The following is an 18,023-nucleotide window of genomic DNA, read 5'->3' as shown; positions in this document are numbered from 1 at the left end:
GCGGGCGTCCGCCTTACATGCAAGCCTAGCTTGCCTTTATACGCATCAAGGCTCACAGGACGGCCCGACATGACCGCGACTGTCCATCCCCTCCACTCCGCCGCGCCGGGCACGCCCGCGCCTTCGCTCGATCCGCTGGTGGCGCTGATCGCGTCGGACATGAACCAGGTGAACACGGTGATCCTGGAGCGGATGCAGAGCGAGGTGCCGCTCATCCCGGAGCTGGCCGGACACCTGATCGCCGGAGGCGGCAAGCGGATGCGGCCGATGCTGACGCTCGCCTGCGCGAAGCTGCTCGGCTACGGCGGCACGCGCCAGCACAAGCTGGCCGCCACGGTCGAGTTCATCCACACCGCCACGCTGCTGCACGACGATGTGGTGGATGGCTCGGGGATGCGCCGTGGCCGCCGCACCGCCAACATCATCTGGGGCAACCCGGCGAGCGTGCTGGTCGGCGACTTCCTCTTCTCGCGCGCCTTCGAGCTGATGGTCGAGGACGGCAGCCTGCGCGTGCTGCGCATCCTCTCCAACGCGTCCGCCGTGATCGCCGAGGGCGAGGTGGCCCAGCTCACCGCCCAGCGCCGCATCGAGACCGACGAGGAGCGCTATCTCGGCATCATCGGCGCCAAGACGGCCGCGCTGTTCGCCGCCGCCTGCCGCATCGCCGCCGTGGTCGCCGAGCGCGACGATGCCGACGAGGAGGCGCTCGACGCCTATGGCCGCAACCTCGGCATCGCCTTCCAGCTTGTCGACGACGCGATCGATTACGCGTCGGACGGCCGCACCATGGGCAAGGACACCGGCGACGATTTCCGCGACGGCAAGGTGACGCTACCCGTCATCCTCGCTTATGCGCGCGGCGACGACGTCCAGCGCAAGTTCTGGAAGGACGCGATCGAGGGCCGCCGCGTGTCGGACGAGGACCTCGCCCACGCCAACGCCCTGCTGGAGGAGACCAACGCGGTGGCCGACACGCTGGCCCGCGCCCGCCATTACGGCCAGCGCGCGATCGCAGCGCTCGGCCGCTTCCCCGACGGCCGCGCCAAGTCCGCGCTGATCGAGGCCGCTCAGTTCGCGGTGTCGCGCGCCTATTGAGGCGGCCGCGGGCTTGTCCGAAGGACTGGCCGGGCAGCGTTTCGTCGTGATTTCCGGCTGCTCGGGGGGCGGCAAGTCGTCTCTGCTCGCCGAGCTGGCCCGTCGCGGCCACGCCGTGGTCGAGGAGCCGGGCCGCCGGATCGTCCAGCAGGAACTGGCGACCGGTGGACATGCGCTGCCCTGGGTGGACGGGGCGGCCTTCGCGCGGCGGGCTATCGACCTGGCGCTGGCGGATCGAATCGCGGCGGCCGGTCGGGACGGGTGGATCTTCTTCGACCGGGGCCTCGTCGATGCGGCCGTCGCGCTCGAACATTTCACCGGCGAGCCCGTGCTGGAGGGCCTGTGCCGCGATCATCGTTTCCACAGACGCGTGTTCCTCGCGCCACCCTGGCCGGAGATTTACCGGGTCGATGCCGAGCGGCAACATGGGCTGGAGGAAGCGGAGGCGGAATATCGCCGGCTCGCGGAAGCCTATCCCATGCTCGGCTATGACGTGGTGCTCCTGCCCCGGCTCGGCGTCGGCGAACGGGCCGACTTCGTGCTGAAGACGCTCGCGACCTGACCGGACGCGTGGCGGTTGTGCGTCGGCCGGCATCGCCATAAGCCGCTCGATGTGATCGACCTGCCCATCCACGCCGTCCTCCCCGATCTTCTCGCGGCCCTGCGCGCCGCTCCCGCAGCCGTGCTGGTGGCGCCGCCGGGGGCGGGCAAGACGACGGCGGTGGCGCCCGTGCTGATCGATGAGGAGTGGTGCACAGGCGAGGTGCTGCTGCTGTCGCCCCGCCGTCTGGCGGCGCGCGCGGCGGCGGAACGGATGGCGCAGCTTGCCGGCGAGCCGGTCGGCAAGACCTTCGGCTATGCCACGAGGCTCGATACCAGGCGCTCCGCCGCGACGCGCGTGACGGTGCTGACCGAGGGCATCTTCCGCAACCGCATCCAGGCCGATCCCGAGCTGGCGGGCGTCTCCGCCGTGCTGTTCGACGAGGTGCACGAGCGCAGCCTCGACAGCGATTTCGGCCTCGCATTGGCACTCGACGCACAAGTTGCGCTTCGCCCCGATCTCCGGCTGGTGGCGATGTCGGCGACGCTCGATGGCGAGCGCTTCGCGCGGCTGATCGGCGAGGGCACGCCGCTCGTCGAGAGCGCCGGCCGCAGCTTCCCGATCGAGCACCGCTATCTCGGCCGCGATTCGAATCAGCGGATCGAGGACGCGATGGCCGCTGCCATCCGTCAGGCGCTGGCCGATGAAGCGGATGGCGGGTTGCTCGCCTTCCTGCCCGGCGTGGCCGAGATCGAGCGCACCGCCGAGCGGCTCGATCGCCTGCCCGCGAATGTGGTCCTGCATCGTCTCCACGGCAGCCTCGACCCCGCCGAACAGCGCGCCGCCATCACTGCCGCGCCGGCCGGCACGCGCAAGCTGGTGCTGGCGACGTCGATCGCCGAAACCAGCCTGACGCTCGACGGCGTGCGGATCGTCATCGACTCCGGCCTCGCGCGCCGCCCGCGCTATGACCGGGCGGCAGGCGTCCCCCGCCTCTCGACCGAGCGGGTGAGCCAGGCGGCCGCGACCCAGCGTGCGGGCCGCGCCGGGCGGCAGGCGCCGGGCGTGGTCTATCGGCTGTGGGAGGCCGCCGCGACCGCCGGCCTGCCGCCCTACGATCCGCCGGAGATTCTCGAAGCCGATCTCTCCGCGCTGCTGCTCGATTGCGCGATCTGGGGCGTGGCCGATCCGGCGCAGCTCCGATGGCTCGACGTGCCACCTGCCGCCGCCGTGGCCGAGGCACGCGGGCGGCTCGCCTCGCTCGGGGCGATCGATTCCGACGGGCGGCCGACTGCGCATGGCCGCGCCATCGCTGCGCTGCCGCTGCCGCCGCGGCTCGGGCATATGCTGGTGGCAACAGCGCCGCTAGGGCTGGCCGGTGTCGCGGGCGAGGTCGCGGCCCTGCTCTCCGAACGCGGGCTGGGTGGCGATACGCCCGATCTCGCGCAACGCCTCCAGCGCTGGCGGGGCGAGCGCGGCAAGCGGGCCGAGGCGGCGCGTGGCCTCGCCCGGCGCTGGGCAAAGCTGGTGGGCGGGGAGGCCGCGGGTGGCGCCGTCGACGGCGAGGAGGTCGCAACCTGCGTGGCGCTCGCCTACCCGGACCGGATCGCGCGCCGCCGCGACGCCTCCGGCGAGACATGGGCGAGCGCGGGCGGGCGCGGCTTCAGGCTCGATCCCCTCTCCCCGCTCGCACGCGAGGAGTGGCTCGCCGTCGCCGAGACTCAGGGCATCGCTGCCGGCGCGCGCATCCTCTCCGCCGCGACCATCGAGCGGGCGACCGTCGAGCGCCTCTATGGCGACCGCATCGAGACCGTCCGCGCGGTGCGCTTCGAGCCCGCGACCGGCGGCATCGCCGCCACGCGTGAGCGGCGGCTGGGCCAGCTTCGGCTGGGCGGCGGGCCGGACGACAAGCCCGATCCCGAGGCCGTCGCCACCGCGCTCGTCGAGGGCGTGCGCGCCGGGGGCCTCGGCCTGCTGACCTGGCCGGAGGGTGTCGCCCGCCTTCGCGAGCGCGCCGCCTTCGCGGGGAGGTTCGATCCCGCGCTCGTCGATCTCTCAGACGAGGCGTTGCTCGCCAGCCTCGACGACTGGCTGCCCCCCCTGGTCGAGGGGCGGCGGCGGCTCGATTCGATTCCGGCGGGCGACATCGCCAACGCCATGGACGGCCTGATCGGCTGGGATGGACGTCGCACCGTCGACCGGCTCGCGCCCGACCGGCTCTCGACCCCGGCCGGAAGCTCTCACCCCATCGACTACGCCGCCGATGGCGGCCCGACCGTCGAGCTTCGCCCGCAGGCGCTGTTCGGCCTCTCGGTCCACCCGACCGTGGGCGGCGGGCAGGTGCCGCTCATCCTCTCGCTCACCTCGCCGGCAGGGCGGCCGATCCAGACCACGCGCGACCTGCCTGGTTTCTGGGCGGGGAGTTGGTCCGCCGTCGCCAAGGAGATGCGCGGGCGCTATCCGCGCCACCCCTGGCCCGACGATCCCGCCGCCGCCGATCCGACGCTGCGCACCAAGAAGGCTTCCCAGCGGACTTGACGGGAGCTTGCCCCGTGCGGCAAGCGCTCCCCAGCTAAGAATCCCCGAGGAAACGACAATGGCCGCGCGCATCTACCAGCGGATCAAGAACGCCATGCAGTCGGGCCGCGCCCGTGTCGGCACCTGGACGCTCGAGTTCGAGCCGGCCGAGGCGAAGAAGCCCGATCCGCTCACCGGCTGGGCGGGCTCGGGCGACACCCACGATCAGGTGCGTCTGACCTTCCCGTCGCTGGAAGCCGCCAGGGCCTATGCCGACCAGTATGGCATCGCCGTCACCGTGGTGGCCGGGCCGGAGCGCACGCTGAAGCTCCAGACCTATGCCGAGAATTTCGCGGTCGGCCCGATCACGCCCGCCGGCGAGTAAGCCGCCGAACGATCGTTGAAGCGGCCCCCGCGCGCATCCGCTGCGGGGGCCGTTTTGCTGTCTGCCGTCGATGAGAAAGAGGCCGGCGCCAACCGAGAGCCGCTTCCCTGACAGACGAAATCCAACATTGGAAGGGCGCTCAGGCGCCCGCGAGGATGCCCGCGCCGAGCAGCATCAGCAGCTTCACGTCCGCCATCACGCCGGCCGCGCGGCGTTCGGCGAGGAACTGCGCCACATGCTGGAGCGGCACGCGATGGACGGTGATGTTCTCGCCCTCGACGCCGCCGCCCTCATGTACCCTGGTGAGCCCGACTGCGCGGACCAGCGTGAACGTCTCCGACACCATGCCCGGCGAGGAGGCGAACTCGCCGATCGTCTCGATCCGGCCGGCGCGGTAGCCGGTCTCTTCCTCCAGCTCGCGCGCGGCGGCGATCTCGATCGCCTCGCCCTCGGTCTCGTCGCCGACGAGGCCGGCGGGGAGCTCCAGACAAGGCCGCCCCAGCGGCACGCGATATTGCTCGACCAGCAGCACGTCCTCGCCGTCCACCGCGACGATCACGGCAGCGCGGACGCCGCGCGTGCGGCCGACATATTCCCACTTGCCGCGCGTCTTGGCGGCGATGAAGCGGCCGGCCCAGCGGATTTCCTCGGGCGCGGTGAAATCGGGATCGGTCATAGGAGGATCAGGCGGTCCGGCAGTTCGTTGCTGTCATCGGGCGAGCGGGGGAAATGCGTCGCCAGCACCTGCCCGATCTTCTCGACCGACGCCACCATGCCGTCGCCCGGCCGCCCGTCGCGCACGGCGGAGAGCAGGGCGGCCATCGCCTCGCCCCATGTCTCGGGCGTGACCTTCGCGTTGATCGCGGCATCGGCGACGATCTCGGCGCGATGCTCGGCGAGGCTGAGATAGAGCAGCACGCCCGTCTTGGCGCGGGTGCGGTTTTCGGTGGCGAGGCGGAAGAGCAGGAGCGCGCGGCGGCGCACCCGGCGCGCCTTGGTCGAGGCCGGGACGAGCGCGAAGCGGATCGCCTTCAGCCCGAAGATCCAGCGCGCGACGAGGAACTTCACCAGCACCATCGCCAGCAGCACGGTCATCAGCTCGCGCGGGGTCCAGATCAGCCAGCCGCCGGTCAGCCGGTCGAGCAGGCCGATGAAGAAGCCCGGCGCGGCGGCCACCACCGCCAGCGCGAGGAAGGCGACCAGCAGCGCCCAGTGCAGCACCGCGTCATGATAGGCGTCGGAGAAGTTCGAGACGACGGTGACGATCTCGCCGTCGCTGTCGGCCTCGGCGCGGGTCACGGCCTCACCGACGCGGATGCGGTCCTGCTCGCTGAGCTTCATCGTCCCTCTCACCAGCTTCCCGACGATCCGCCGCCGCCGAAGGAGCCGCCGCCGCCGCCGGTGAAGCCCCCGCCGCCCCAGCCGCCTCCGCCGCCGTCGGACGATCCGCCGCTGCCGCCGTCCCAGCCGCTCCAGCCACCGCCATGGTTGCGATGGCTCAGCGCGTCGGCCGCCGCCCAGAGGAAGATCGATCCGTTGCCGCCGCCGTAGCGCGTGCCGCCCCGTCGGCCGAACAGCCCGCCCAGCACCACCCAGCCGATGACGATGATCGGGATCAGCGCCCCCAGCGGCACGCCGCCTTCGCCCGAGCGCTTATGCTCCTTGTCGTATGCCGCGACGGCCGCCTGCTCCTTGGCGCGGGCCTGATCGTCGGGGACGGAGAGGATCTCGATGATCGCGTCCGTGCCCGCATCGATGCCGCCGGGCAGGTCGCCGGCCTTGAAGGCGGGGCGGACCTTGGTGTTGAGGATCACGCTCGAATAGGCGTCGGTCAGCACCCCTTCGAGGCCGTAGCCGACCTCGATCCGCATCTTCCGGTCGTTGGGCGCGACGATCAGGATCGCGCCGTTGTTGGCGTCCTTGAGCCCCACGCCCCACGCGCGGCCGAGCTTGTAGCCATAATCCGCGATGTCATCACCGCCGAGATCGGGGATGGTGGCGACGACGAGCTGGCGCTGCGTCTTCTGCTGGAAGGCCTCCAGTTTCTGCTCCAGCGCGGCCTTGCGGTCGGCGGGCAGGATGTTGGCGGCGTCCACCACCAGCCCGGTGAACGCCGGGAAGCTCTGCGCGAAGGCGGGCGTCGCCACCAGCAGGAGCAGCATCGCCACCGCGCCTGCGAAGGCGGCGCGGAGGCGGGGCAGGGGGGATGCGCGCATGGCTTTCGTCAGAAGCTGACCTTCGGCGCGGCCTCGGCATTGGGGGCGGTCGCCGTGAAGGGGGTGATCGGCTTGGCGCCGTAGATGATCTTCGCCGCGATCGTGTCCGGGAAGGTGCGGATGCGGGTGTTATAGGCCTGCACCGCCGCATTATAGTCGGAGCGGGCGACCGCGATGCGGTTCTCCGTGCCTTCGAGCTGGCTCTGGAGCGCGAGGAAGTTCTGGTCGGCCTGAAGCTGCGGATAGCTCTCCTGCACCGCCAGCAGGCGGCCGAGCGCGCCCGAAAGCTGGTTCTGCGCGTCCTGGAAGGCCTTGACCTTGGCCGGGTCCTTCAGGTCGTCGGCGGAGACGGTGATTGAGGTGGCCTTGGCGCGCGCCTCGGTCACGCCCTCCAGCGTCGACTGCTCGTGCGTGGCATAGCCCTTCACGGTGGCGACGAGGTTGGGGATCAGATCGGCGCGGCGCTGATACTGGTTCTGGACGTCGGCCCACTTGGCCTTGGCGTTTTCCTCGGCGGTGGGGATCGCGTTCACGCCGCAGCCGGCGAGTGCGATCGCGGCGAGCGGGGCGGCGAGGGAGAGGCGGCGAAACTGCATGCGTCGGAACTCCACGAAGCGTCTGATCCCGGCAATACACTTCCGATCAGGGGGCCGCAACGTGTCGTCTTGTGCGTATCGGGCGTTCGGTCCACCCTGACGATCAGCTAGGAACCGCAAGGAGGGCGGCCATGTTCAAGGAATTCAGGGATTTCATCAATCGCGGCAACGTCCTCGATCTGGCCGTCGCGGTGATCATCGGCGCGGCGTTCGGCAAGATCGTCAGCTCGCTGACCGACGACATCATCATGCCGGTGATCGGCAAGGTCTTCGGTGGCCTCGATTTCTCGGGCTATTTCATCCAGCTCGGGCCGGTGCCGGAGAAATATACCGGCTCGCTCACCGATTATGCCGCGCTCAAGAAGGCGGGCGTGCCGCTGCTCGGCTATGGCGAATTCATCACCCAGGCGGTCGATTTCCTCATCATCGCCTTCATCATCTTCCTGCTGGTGCGCGCGGTGAACCGGGCGATGCCCAAGGCGCCCGAGGCCCCGGCCGCCGAGCCCGCCGACGTGGCGCTGCTGCGCGAAATCCGCGACGAACTGCGCAAGCGCGGCTGAGCGGGCGAGCGATCGCGCGGTTGCACGGGCGGCCGCGCGGTCCTATATCCGGTGGTGCCGGGTTCGCCCGGCTATGGTGATAAATGGTTTCGTGTGAGGCGCAGCGGACCCGGGGGCGGTACCCGGCGGCTCCACCACAAGCCGGACTCCAACCCGATCATGGGCGGGTCCGGTCTTCTGATGGGGCCGAACTAGGATCGACGTGTGTACGAGCGCGAGGTTTTTGCCCGGCCTGATTGAGCCGTTAAACCGATCAAATCCACAAGTGCCAACGACAACGAGGCGCTCGCGATTGCCGCGTAATCAAGGCCTCACGGCTTAGATTACAAGGCTTGAACGCGGTTCGGGCCGAACCGGGCAACAGAATCGGATACCGGCGGTACGGGGAGCACCGAGCAACAGAAGCTCCCCACTCATTTCCCGACATCGCCGGAACCCATGGGCTCGCTCGGTCGCTTAGGTGCGACTGGGAGGTAGGGCCGATGCGCGCTGTCGGGTTGCTCGCGTTCGCGCTGGTGGGGCTGGGCGGCTGTCACCGGACCACGGCGGACGCCGTGCAGGCCAATTACGACGCCCGTGCCGATGCGATCGAGCGCGAGGCGCATGCCCAGCCCACCAGCATCGCCAAGGATATCTACAAGGATCAGGCCGACGCCATCCGCCAGGAAGGCGAGGATCGGGCCAAGGGCATCCGCAAGTCGGGCGCGGACCAGCCGGCGCCGCCTCGGCAGCCATAGTCCCAAACGAAGAAGGGGCCCCTTTCGGAGCCCCTTCCGGTCTTCACGATCCTTTGAGGGGATCGATCAGTCGTCGTTGCGGGTCAGGAAGGCCGGGGCGAAATCGCCGCCCTCGTCCTTGCCGCCTTCGCCACGCTCGCGGCGCGGGCCGCGATCGCCACGGCCGCCGTCGCGGCGCGGACCACGATCACGGTCGCCGTCGCGACGCGGGCCACGGCCCTCGCCCCGCGGGCCACGATCGCCACCCTCACGCGGCTCGCGCGGCGGGCGGTTGTCGGGCAGCTCCTCGCCGGTCTCCTGATCGACGACGCGCATCGACAGGCGAACCTTGCCGCGCGGATCGATCTCGAGAACCTTGACCTTCACTTCCTGGCCTTCGGTCACGACGTCCTTCGGCGAGGCGACGCGCTCATTCTTCATCTCGGAGACGTGGACGAGGCCGTCCTTGCCGCCCATGAAGTTCACGAACGCGCCGAAGTCGACGATGTTGACCACCTTGCCGGTGTAGATCTTGCCCACCTCGGCCTCGGCGACGATGCCGATGATCCAGTTCTTGGCGGCCTCGATCTGCGCGGTGTCGGACGACGAGATTTTCACCGTGCCGTCGTCGTCGATGTCGACCTTGGCGCCGGTGGTGGCGACGATCTCGCGGATCACCTTGCCGCCGGTGCCGATCACGTCGCGGATCTTGTCCTTGGGGACCGAGATCGTCTCGATGCGCGGCGCATGGGCCGAAAGCTCGGTGCGGGTGTGGTCGAGCGCCTTGGCCATCTCGCCGAGGATGTGCGCGCGGCCTTCCTTGGCCTGGTGCAGCGCGGTCTCGAAGATCTCCTTGGTGATGCCGGCGATCTTGATGTCCATCTGCATCGTGGTGATGCCCTCGGACGTGCCGGCCACCTTGAAGTCCATGTCGCCGAGATGATCCTCGTCACCGAGGATGTCCGACAGAACCGCGAACTCCTTGCCTTCCAGGATCAGGCCCATCGCGATGCCCGAGACCGGGCGCTTGATCGGCACGCCCGCGTCCATGAGAGCGAGCGAACCGCCGCACACCGTCGCCATCGACGAGGAGCCGTTGCTCTCGGTGATGTCGGAGGTCAGGCGGATGGTGTAGGGGAACTCTTCCTTGGTCGGCAGCACGCCGTGGAGCGCGCGCCACGCCAGCTTGCCATGGCCGATCTCGCGACGGCCCGGCGCGCCGAAGCGGCCCACTTCACCCACCGAGTAAGGCGGGAAGTTGTAGTGGAGCATGAAATGCTCGTACTTCAGGCCGCCCAAGCCATCGATCATCTGCTCGGCGTCCTTGGTGCCGAGCGTGCAGGTCGCGATGGTCTGGGTCTCGCCGCGGGTGAACAGCGCCGAGCCGTGCGCGCGCGGCAGGAAGTGCGCTTCCGCGAGGATCGGGCGGACCGTCCGGGTGTCGCGGCCGTCGATGCGGCGGCCGTCCTTCAGGATCGCGGTGCGGACGATCTCGGCCTCAAGCTTCTTGACGAGCTTGATCGCGACCATCTGCTCCTGCGGGGTGCGATCGGCCATCGCCGCCTTCGCCTTCGCGCGCGCCTCGTTGAGGGCGGCCGAACGCTCGGACTTGTTGACGAGCTTGTAGGCCTTCTCGATGTCCTTGCCGACGAGCTTCTTGAGGTCGGCCTTCATCTTCTTGGCGCTGTCGTCGGCGGCCGGGAGTTCCCACGGGTCCTTGGCGGCCTGCTCGGCGAGGTCGATGATCGCGTTGATGACCTTGCGGCTCTCCTCGTGCGCGAACATCACGGCGCCGAGCATGACCTCTTCCGAAAGCTCCTTGGCTTCGGATTCGACCATCATCACGGCTTCGTGGGTGGCGGCGACGACGAGGTCGAGCTCACCGGCGGCGACTTCGGCGTCGGTCGGGTTGAGCTGATACTCGCCGTCCTTGTAGCCGATGCGCGCGGCGCCGATCGGGCCCATGAAGGGCACGCCCGAGATGGTGAGCGCGGCCGACGCGGCGATCATCGCCAGAATGTCGGGCTCATTCTCGCCGTCATAGCTCAGCACCTGAGCGATGACGTTGATCTCGTTGTAGAAACCTTCCGGGAAGAGCGGGCGGACCGGACGGTCGATCAGGCGGCTGACCAGCGTCTCACGCTCGGTAGCGCCACGCTCGCGCTTGAAGAAGCCGCCGGGGATGCGACCCGCAGCGCTGTACTTCTCCTGATAGTGGACGGTCAGCGGGAAGAAGTCCTGTCCTTCCTTCACCGACTTGGCGGCGGTCACGGCGCAGAGCACCACCGTCTCGCCGAGCGTCGCGATCACGGCGCCGTCGGCCTGGCGGGCGACGCGGCCCGTTTCGAGCGTCAGGGGCTTGCCGCCCCACTCGAGTTCCACCTTCTTGATATTGAACATTTTGTTTCCTTTACACCGGACGCCCTATGCGGCCGGGGCCTCAGTTGCAGGCATGCCGGCCTGCGCGGTTCGGAACCTCTTCGGTCCCTCGACAGTCGGCCGGATTGCCTTGCTGTCGTATCTCCCAGCCCTGATGCTGGAACGGGCCGACGCTACGCGCCAGCCCGAAAATGGCAAAGCCACAAATGCGAAACGGCCCGCCAGATGGCGGGCCGTCCGGAAACCTTACTTGCGAAGGCCGAGCTTCGCGATGAGGTCGGCGTAACGCTGCACGTCCTTCTTCTTCAGATAGTCGAGAAGGCTGCGGCGCTTGTTGACCAGCATCAGAAGGCCGCGACGCGAGTGGTTGTCCTTCGCGTGGCTCTTGAAGTGCTCGGTCAGGTTCACGATGCGCTCGGTCAGGATCGCGACCTGGACCTCGGGCGAACCGGTGTCGCCGGAAACGCGGGCATGCTCTTCAATCAGCGCGGTCTTGCGCTCGGCAGTGATCGACATCGTCAATCCTTTCATTCAGAGGTTGAAACCGCGCACCACCTTGATCCCCACCCCGTCGGATTCGACGAGAGCGACCGGAACAGACTCGGCGGTCGCCAGATAGGGGCCTGGTGTTGCAGCGATCCCGATCAATTGACGCCCCTGGCGGAGCGCCCCTGCCTGATCGGGGGTGACGGGTAGAGCCGGGATGTCGTCCAGCCCCGCCGTCAGCGGCAAGAGTGCCTGTTCAAGCGTGCGCCCTTGGCCCAGATCGCCCAGGGAGTCCAGCGAAATCGCCCGGTCGAGCGTGAATGGCCCGGCCTTCAGGCGCCTGAGCATCGTGACATGGCCGACCGTGCCGAGCGCCAGCGCGATGTCGCGGGCGAGGCTACGGATATAGGTGCCCTTCGACACGGTCGCGACGAGGGTGGCCTCCTCCAGTTCCTCCCCAGAATGGGGAGGGGGACCGTCGGCGCCAGCCGATGGCGGAGGGGAAGGCGCTGCGCTTGAGGCCTCGCCCCTCCACCCCTCGCCTTCGGCGAGCGGTCCCCCTCCCCAGCTTGCTGGGGAGGATGTGAGCGAATGGATCGTCACGTTGCGGCTGGCGAGCTGCACCTCCTCACCGGCACGGGCGAGATCATAGGCGCGCTGGCCGTCGACCTTCAGCGCCGAATAGGCCGGCGGCACTTGCGCGATCGGACCGGTGAAATCCGGCAGCACCGCTTCCAATGCCGCGCGCGTCGGGCGGACATCGGAGGTGGCGATCACCTTGCCTTCGAGGTCGAGCGTATCCGTCTGCGACCCGAACTTCACTGTGAAGGCATAGGCCTTGTCGGCATCGAGCATCCGCCCCGACAGCTTGGTCGCCTCGCCGAGCGCGATCGGCAGCACGCCGGACGCCAGCGGATCGAGCGTGCCGCCATGGCCGACCTTCACCTTGGCATAGCCGCCGGCCCGGAGCGCGCGCTTGGCGGCCGAGACGATGTCGGTCGATCCGGGGCCGACCGGCTTGTCGATGATGAGCCAGCCGTGGAGGGCGGGGCCGTTCCTGTCCTGTGTCATGGGCGCGCCGCCTAGGCCGGCGGGCGCCCGGCGGCAAGTGTCAGCCGTGCTTGCGCTTGCCCGAATGATAGCCCGGCGGCTCCGGCGAGCGGACCACCGAGGTCAGCCAGCAACGCTGACCCTGCACGGTGATGGTGCTGAATTTGTCGAGCCGGCCCGCGGGCCCCGTCTCCACGCCGAAACCGTCCGCCGCCGCGAGGCGCGGGCATTCGGGGCGGACGTGGAGATAATACCAGTTCCCGTCCTGCGCGCGCAGATAGACGCCGCGCTTGCCGTCGATGCGATAGTCGGTGAGGCCATCCTGCCGGAAGCCGAGGACCACGGCCTCGGGGCCGGTCGGCGGTTCGGGGGCCTGGGGAACGGCCAGCGCGGGCGTGGCGATCAGCAGAGCGGCGAACAGGATACGCATGGGCACTCCTCCCGGTCGATCGGCGTCGAGACTAGGCCGGTCCGTCGATATTGTCGATGAACAGTGCATAGAGCGCCGTGTCCCGAACATGCCCGGTCCATGTGACCATATGGCGACGCAATATGCCCTCGCGCACCGCGCCGAGCTTCTCCACCGCCGCCATCGAGCGCGTGTTGCGGGTGTCGACGCGGAACTCGATGCGATGGAAGCCGCACGCCGCCGCGCGGGCCAGCATCAGTTGCTTGAAGCGGGCGTTGATCCCGGTGCCGCGCGCATCCGGCGCGAGATAGGTGCCGCCGATCTCGGCCGATCCGTGGACGGCGCTCGGGTTGAGATAGCTCGACATGCCGACGACATGGCCGTCGTGCAGGATGGCGAAGACGATGCGGTTCGGCATGGCCAGCACCGCCTCGAAATTGGCGTCGAAGCCGGCGGGCGACCAGTCGTTCGGATAGATGTCCCAGATCGTCGTGTCGGCGGCGCAGGCGGCGGCAAGGCCGGCGCGGTGCGCCTCCGCCAACGGCTCCAGCCGGAGTGCGCCGTCCGCCATCGCGGGACGCAACGCGTCGACGTCGGCCGTCATGGATTCATCTGCTCCATATAATGGCGCCGGCAGAGCGCGACGTAGCGGTCATTGCCGCCGATCTCGGTCTGCGCGCCTTCGGTGATGGCGTGGCCGGTCGGATCGACGCGCAGGTTCATCGTCGCCTTGCGCCCACAGGAGCAGATCGTCTTGATCTCCTGCAGGCTGTCCGCGATGCCGAGCAAGGTCGCCGATCCTTCGAACAGCTCCGCCTGGAAGTCGGTGCGCAGGCCGTAGCAGAGCACCGGCACGCCCAGCTCGTCGCACACGCGGGCGAGCTGGAACACCTGCGCGCGGCTGAGGAACTGCGCCTCGTCGACCAGCACGCAGCCGACCGGGTCCTGCTCGGTCTCGGCGGCGACCATGGCGTGGAGGTCGGTCGTGGCGTCGAAGGGGATGGCGCTCGCCTCCAGCCCGATGCGCGAATGGATCACGCCCTGCGCGTGGCGATCGTCGACCGCGGCGGTGAACAGCATCGTCCGCATGCCGCGCTCGGCATAGTTGAAGCTCGATTGCAGCAGGATCGTCGATTTGCCCGCGTTCATCGAGGCATAATAGAAATAGAGCTTGGCCATGGCAGTGCTCCGTCTGTCACGCGTGGACGGTCCGCGCAACGGGCGTTCAGAGCTTGCTGAGCGTCATCCGGTCGCCCTCGATCGAGACCTTGTCGATGCGGCCGAGGAAACTCTGGCCGAGCAGCGGCGTCGTGCTGGGCACGTCGAGCACCACGGCCTGCACGTTGGGCAGCTCGATGCTGCCCACCCGCACGCGTGGCAGCGTCACCGGGGCGTAGCGTGTGGTGCCGCCGGCGGTCTGCCCCTCATGGTTGAAATCGAGCGCGGCGAGGTTGATGCCGGCGCTCTGCGCATCGTTGCGGCCGATCGCGACGGCCGAGGCGCCGGTGTCCACGACGAAGCGGAGCGCCGTGCCGGCGATGTCGCCCTCCACGAAGAAATGCCCTTCGGCCCCGCGCGGAATGGTGATCGTGCCGGGGGTGAGGAAGGGCGCCGGGGCCGGAGCGGGCGGGGGCGCTGCGGGCCTGGCGGACGCGATCAGCACGGGCCGCGCGGACGGCGCGGGGCGAAACGCCGGCCATCGTCCGCCGCCCACCGCCCAGCCGATCAGCGCAGCCGCCACCAGCGTCCCGATCGCGAAGCCCCGCATGTCCGCACCCCGTCCGACTCGACCGGGCAGCATGACGGCGAGACATTAAGGCGCGGTATCGGTCTTCCTGTTGTCCGCCCATGCCAGCCCGATCGCATGGCGGCGGACCGCGCTCGGCCAGCCTTCGCTCAACGCCTCGAAGCGGGGGCGGTCGTCGGCATAGAGGGCGCGGATCGCTTCCTCATAGTTCGGCCGGTCGCCGGCGATGGCGGTGAGGAAGCGGTAAGCGGCGTTGCGGCGGGCGGGGCCGTCGCCCTCGGCCTTGCGCGCGGCGTCGATGAGGCGGCGGAGCGCGGCCGACGCGCCGCCCGGCTGCTCGCCCAGCCAGTCCCAGTGGCGGGGCAGCAGCGTCACCTCGCGCGCCACCACGCCGAGGCTCGGGCGGCCGCGCGGGCGGGGGGCTTCTTCGACGGGTGGCGTTTCGCGCAGGTCGAAGTCGATCTGGCGGCCATCCTCGTCGTCGAAGACGAGCAGGTCGGAGGCGCGCTCCATCTCAGGCATGGCGCGGAGCGCAGTGGCCACCTCGTCGCGCGTGCCGGTGGCCAGCCACATGTCCTGGGCGAAGGCGGTGTAGGTCTTCATCATCATCCCCTGTTGCGGAGGATGATTTATACCCGGATTAAATGTGAGTCAATTAAACCCGGATATTATTCTTCATCATCGCCTTGGTCGAGCGCGGCGGGGGCCTCGTCGAGATCGCGCGCCACCTTGGGATCGCGCAGCAGCTTGTCGATATGGCTGCCTTCGTCGAAGCTCTCGTCGGCGAGGAACTTCAGCCTGGCGGCGAACTTCAGGTTCACGCGACGCGCCACCTCGCGCTGGAGATAGGCGGTGTTGGTCCTGAGCGCCTTCAGCACCGCCTCCTCGTCCGCGCCGAGCAGCGACTTGATGAACACGGTGGCATGGCGGAGATCCGGCGACATGCGCACCTCCGTCACCGAGACGGTGTGGCTGGCGAGCGTGTCGTCATGCACGTCGCCGCGCATCAGCACTTCGGAGAGGATGTGGCGCACCTGCTCGCCCACGCGCAGCAGGCGGACGGAGCGGCCCTCGGAGGTTTCGTTGTGGCGCATGGCCCAACCCTTTCAAAACGCAGTGCGCCCCGGCGTCGACCGGGGCGGCAGGCGGCCGGGCGGCGGTGAACCGCCCGGCGGTAAGCGATGCCGGCCGAAACCGGCGTGACGATCAGAGCGTGCGGTCGCGCAGCTCGACCTCGAACGTTTCGAGATAGTCGCCCGGCTTGATGTCGGTGTGGCCTTCGAAGGTGACACCGCATTCCAGACCGGCGCGGACTTCGGCGACGTCATCCTTGAAGCGACGCAGCGACGCGATCGAGCCGTTGTAGATGATGACATCCTCGCGGGTGATGCGTGCCTTGAGCGCCTTGCGGATGAAACCCTCGACCACGAGCAGACCGGCGGCCTTGCCATGCTTGCCCGCCGAGAAGACCTCGCGGATCTCGGCGCGGCCGACGACGGTCTCGATCGCTTCCGGCCCGAGCTTGCCGGCCATGGCGGCGCGGATCTCGTCGAGCAGGTCGTAGATCACGTCGTAATATTTCAGCGCGACCTGATCGCGGGTGGCGATCTCGCGCGCCTTGGCGTTGGCGCGGACGTTGAAGCCGATGATCGGCGCGCGCGAAGCGGCCGCCAGCGTCACGTCGCTCTCGGTGATGCCGCCGACGCCCGAGTGCAGGATGCGCACCTGGATATCGTCGGTCGAGATCTTGTTGAGCGAGCCGATGATGGCTTCGACCGAACCCTGCGTGTCCGCCTTGACGACGACCGGATACTGGACCGCCTGCTTCTCGCGCAGAGCCGAGAACATCGATTCCAGATTGGCCGGGGCCGCCGTGGTGCGCTTCTTCTGGATGACGCCGGCACGATAGGCGGCGACCTCGCGGGCGCGGGCCTCGTTCTCCACCACGGTCAGCGGATCACCGGCGCCGGGGACGCCCGACAGGCCGAGAACCTCCACAGGCACGGACGGGCCGGCCTCCTTCACATTCTTGCCCTTGTCGTCGATCAGTGCGCGGACCTTGCCGCTCTCGGCGCCGACGACGAAGATGTCGCCGACCTTGAGCGTGCCCTTGCGGACGAGGATCGTCGCGACCGGGCCGCGGCCCTTGTCGAGCTGCGCCTCGACCACGGTGCCCTCGGCCTCGCGATCCGGGTTGGCCTTGAGCTCGAGAACCTCGGCCTGGAGCAGGATCTTCTCGATCAGCTCGTCCAGACCGGTCTTCTTGAGCGCCGAGACCTCGACCTCCTGCACGTCGCCGCCCATGCTCTCCACCTGCACGTCGTACTGGAGGAGCGCCTCGCGGACGCGCTGCGGGTTGCCGCCCGGCTTGTCGACCTTGTTGATCGCCACGATCATCGGCACGCCGGCCGCCTTGGTGTGGTTGATCGCCTCGATCGTCTGCGGACGGATGCCGTCATCGGCGGCCACCACGATGATGACGATGTCGGTGATGTTGGCACCGCGCGCGCGCATCTCGGAGAAGGCCTCGTGGCCCGGCGTGTCGAGGAAGGTGATCTTCTCGCCCGATTTCACCTGCACCTGATAGGCGCCGATGTGCTGGGTGATGCCACCGGCCTCGCCCGCTGCCACGTCGGTGCCGCGAAGCGCGTCGAGCAGCGAGGTCTTGCCGTGGTCGACATGGCCCATGATGGTCACGACCGGCGGACGCGGCAGCAGCTTGTCCTCGGGATCGGTGTCGGTCGAGGCGACGATGTCGATGTCGCTCTCGCTGACGCGCTTCAGGTTGTGGCCGAACTCGGTGACGAGCAGCTCGGCGGTGTCCTGATCGATCGTCTGCGTGAGCGTGACGGGCATGCCCATCTTGAACAGCGCCTTCACGAGGTCGGCGCCGCGCTCGGCCATACGGTTGGCCAGCTCGGCGACGGTGATCGCCTCCGGCACCACGACGTCGCGGACCTGCTTGGCCTGCGGGCCGCCCGACTGATGGGCGCGCTTGTCCTTCTCGCGCGCACGCTTGAGGGCTGCGAGCGAGCGGGCGCGGGCGCCACCCTCGTCGTCGAGCGCGCGGGTGACGGTGAGCTTGCCGGACTGGCGGCGATCGTCGCCCGGACGGCCGCGCGTCGGGCGGGCCGGCTCGGGGCGCTTGGGCGCGACGACGGGCGTGAAGCGTCGCGGCGGCGGCGTGGCGCCACCAGCCGAGCGGGCTTCCGGCTCGGCGGCAGGCTGGGCCGCAGCGGCCTCGGCTTCCGCCTTGGCGGCGGCGGCCTGCTGCGCGGCCTCCTCGGCGGCGCGGACGGCTTCTTCGGCCGCACGCTGCTCGGCTT

The 18,023-nt window shown here is 69.3% G+C and carries 20 protein-coding genes and 1 other RNA gene; 7 read left to right on the top strand and 14 right to left on the bottom strand.

Going from position 1 to position 18,023, the window contains the following annotated elements; all coding sequences use genetic code 11:
* Positions 1–69: 69 nt before the first annotated feature.
* Genes ST3T6A_RS0115830 through ST3T6A_RS0115815 form a run of 4 tightly spaced genes read left to right on the top strand, consistent with a single transcriptional unit; the run spans position 70 to position 4,538 of the window.
* Positions 70–1,095, top strand: a complete 1,026-nt coding sequence (locus ST3T6A_RS0115830) for a polyprenyl synthetase family protein (protein ID WP_019833928.1) — start codon at positions 70–72, stop codon at positions 1,093–1,095.
* A gap of 13 nt (positions 1,096–1,108) precedes the next feature.
* Positions 1,109–1,657 (top strand): AAA family ATPase, encoded by a 549-nt coding sequence (locus ST3T6A_RS0115825; RefSeq protein WP_019833927.1) that lies wholly within the window; start codon positions 1,109–1,111, stop codon positions 1,655–1,657.
* Positions 1,658–1,708: 51 nt separating this feature from the next.
* Entirely contained in the window at positions 1,709–4,174 is a 2,466-nt protein-coding gene (hrpB, locus tag ST3T6A_RS0115820) for an ATP-dependent helicase HrpB (RefSeq protein WP_026359772.1), read from the top strand.
* A 58-nt stretch (positions 4,175–4,232) separates the two neighbouring features.
* The gene (locus tag ST3T6A_RS0115815; protein WP_019833925.1) at positions 4,233–4,538 is read left to right on the top strand and encodes an ETC complex I subunit; all 306 of its coding nucleotides are present in this window, start codon (positions 4,233–4,235) and stop codon (positions 4,536–4,538) included.
* A gap of 139 nt (positions 4,539–4,677) precedes the next feature.
* On the opposite strand, the gene ST3T6A_RS0115810 is transcribed toward ST3T6A_RS0115815, so the two are convergent.
* The 4 genes from ST3T6A_RS0115810 to ST3T6A_RS0115795 are packed head-to-tail and all read right to left on the bottom strand — an operon-like array spanning position 4,678 to position 7,350.
* Positions 4,678–5,214, bottom strand: coding sequence for an NUDIX hydrolase (locus ST3T6A_RS0115810; RefSeq protein ID WP_019833924.1), 537 nt, complete (start codon positions 5,212–5,214; stop codon positions 4,678–4,680).
* Positions 5,211–5,879, bottom strand: a complete 669-nt coding sequence (locus ST3T6A_RS0115805) for a TPM domain-containing protein (RefSeq protein WP_019833923.1) — start codon at positions 5,877–5,879, stop codon at positions 5,211–5,213. Before ST3T6A_RS0115805 ends, ST3T6A_RS0115810 begins: the two co-directional genes overlap by 4 nt.
* A gap of 8 nt (positions 5,880–5,887) precedes the next feature.
* Positions 5,888–6,754 (bottom strand): TPM domain-containing protein, encoded by an 867-nt coding sequence (locus ST3T6A_RS0115800; RefSeq protein WP_019833922.1) that lies wholly within the window; start codon positions 6,752–6,754, stop codon positions 5,888–5,890.
* An 8-nt stretch (positions 6,755–6,762) separates the two neighbouring features.
* Positions 6,763–7,350 carry a LemA family protein gene (locus ST3T6A_RS0115795; protein WP_019833921.1) on the bottom strand — a complete coding sequence of 196 codons (588 nt, stop codon included), beginning with the start codon at positions 7,348–7,350 and terminating at the stop codon, positions 6,763–6,765.
* A 131-nt stretch (positions 7,351–7,481) separates the two neighbouring features.
* Here ST3T6A_RS0115795 and mscL point away from each other — a divergent pair, with 131 nt between their 5' ends.
* From mscL to ST3T6A_RS20425, 3 genes are all read left to right on the top strand, one after another.
* Positions 7,482–7,910 carry a large conductance mechanosensitive channel protein MscL gene (mscL, locus tag ST3T6A_RS0115790; RefSeq protein ID WP_019833920.1) on the top strand — a complete coding sequence of 143 codons (429 nt, stop codon included), beginning with the start codon at positions 7,482–7,484 and terminating at the stop codon, positions 7,908–7,910.
* Between the two features lie 16 nt (positions 7,911–7,926).
* Positions 7,927–8,285, top strand: a transfer-messenger RNA (tmRNA) gene (ssrA, locus tag ST3T6A_RS21255).
* A gap of 107 nt (positions 8,286–8,392) precedes the next feature.
* Positions 8,393–8,647 carry a hypothetical protein gene (locus tag ST3T6A_RS20425; protein ID WP_019833919.1) on the top strand — a complete coding sequence of 85 codons (255 nt, stop codon included), beginning with the start codon at positions 8,393–8,395 and terminating at the stop codon, positions 8,645–8,647.
* Between the two features lie 66 nt (positions 8,648–8,713).
* On the opposite strand, the gene pnp is transcribed toward ST3T6A_RS20425, so the two are convergent.
* The 10 genes from pnp to infB all read right to left on the bottom strand — a co-directional run.
* Complete coding sequence (gene pnp, locus ST3T6A_RS0115780; RefSeq protein ID WP_019833918.1) at positions 8,714–11,026, bottom strand: polyribonucleotide nucleotidyltransferase; 2,313 nt, start codon at positions 11,024–11,026, stop codon at positions 8,714–8,716.
* 225 nt (positions 11,027–11,251) lie between these two features.
* Positions 11,252–11,521 carry a 30S ribosomal protein S15 gene (gene rpsO, locus ST3T6A_RS0115775; RefSeq protein WP_019833917.1) on the bottom strand — a complete coding sequence of 90 codons (270 nt, stop codon included), beginning with the start codon at positions 11,519–11,521 and terminating at the stop codon, positions 11,252–11,254.
* A gap of 15 nt (positions 11,522–11,536) precedes the next feature.
* Positions 11,537–12,562, bottom strand: a complete 1,026-nt coding sequence (truB, locus tag ST3T6A_RS0115770; RefSeq protein WP_019833916.1) for a tRNA pseudouridine(55) synthase TruB — start codon at positions 12,560–12,562, stop codon at positions 11,537–11,539.
* Between the two features lie 40 nt (positions 12,563–12,602).
* Positions 12,603–12,971, bottom strand: coding sequence for a hypothetical protein (locus ST3T6A_RS0115765; protein WP_019833915.1), 369 nt, complete (start codon positions 12,969–12,971; stop codon positions 12,603–12,605).
* Positions 12,972–13,002: 31 nt separating this feature from the next.
* Positions 13,003–13,554, bottom strand: a complete 552-nt coding sequence (locus ST3T6A_RS0115760; RefSeq protein WP_019833914.1) for a GNAT family N-acetyltransferase — start codon at positions 13,552–13,554, stop codon at positions 13,003–13,005.
* Positions 13,551–14,129, bottom strand: coding sequence for a thymidine kinase (locus tag ST3T6A_RS0115755; RefSeq protein WP_019833913.1), 579 nt, complete (start codon positions 14,127–14,129; stop codon positions 13,551–13,553). Before ST3T6A_RS0115755 ends, ST3T6A_RS0115760 begins: the two co-directional genes overlap by 4 nt.
* 46 nt (positions 14,130–14,175) lie before the next feature.
* On the bottom strand, positions 14,176–14,718 hold the full coding sequence (locus ST3T6A_RS20420) for a retropepsin-like aspartic protease family protein (protein ID WP_019833912.1): 543 nt from the start codon (positions 14,716–14,718) through the stop codon (positions 14,176–14,178).
* Positions 14,719–14,763: 45 nt separating this feature from the next.
* A complete protein-coding gene (locus ST3T6A_RS0115745) occupies positions 14,764–15,303 on the bottom strand; it encodes a DUF2239 family protein (protein ID WP_019833911.1) in 540 nt (179 codons plus the stop codon).
* Between the two features lie 62 nt (positions 15,304–15,365).
* A complete protein-coding gene (gene rbfA / locus ST3T6A_RS0115740) occupies positions 15,366–15,791 on the bottom strand; it encodes a 30S ribosome-binding factor RbfA (protein ID WP_019833910.1) in 426 nt (141 codons plus the stop codon).
* 112 nt (positions 15,792–15,903) lie between these two features.
* The coding region (gene infB, locus ST3T6A_RS0115735) for a translation initiation factor IF-2 (protein ID WP_019833909.1) at positions 15,904–18,023 on the bottom strand (2,120 nt) is incomplete at its 5' end.

Origin of the sequence: Sphingomonas sp. PR090111-T3T-6A (assembly GCF_000383095.1) — a bacterium.
In the GTDB taxonomy this organism is placed as follows: Bacteria; Pseudomonadota; Alphaproteobacteria; order Sphingomonadales; family Sphingomonadaceae; genus Solisphingomonas.
The sequence above is the reverse complement of the archived record's forward strand: the minus strand, read 5'-3'. Positions and strand labels throughout refer to the sequence as shown.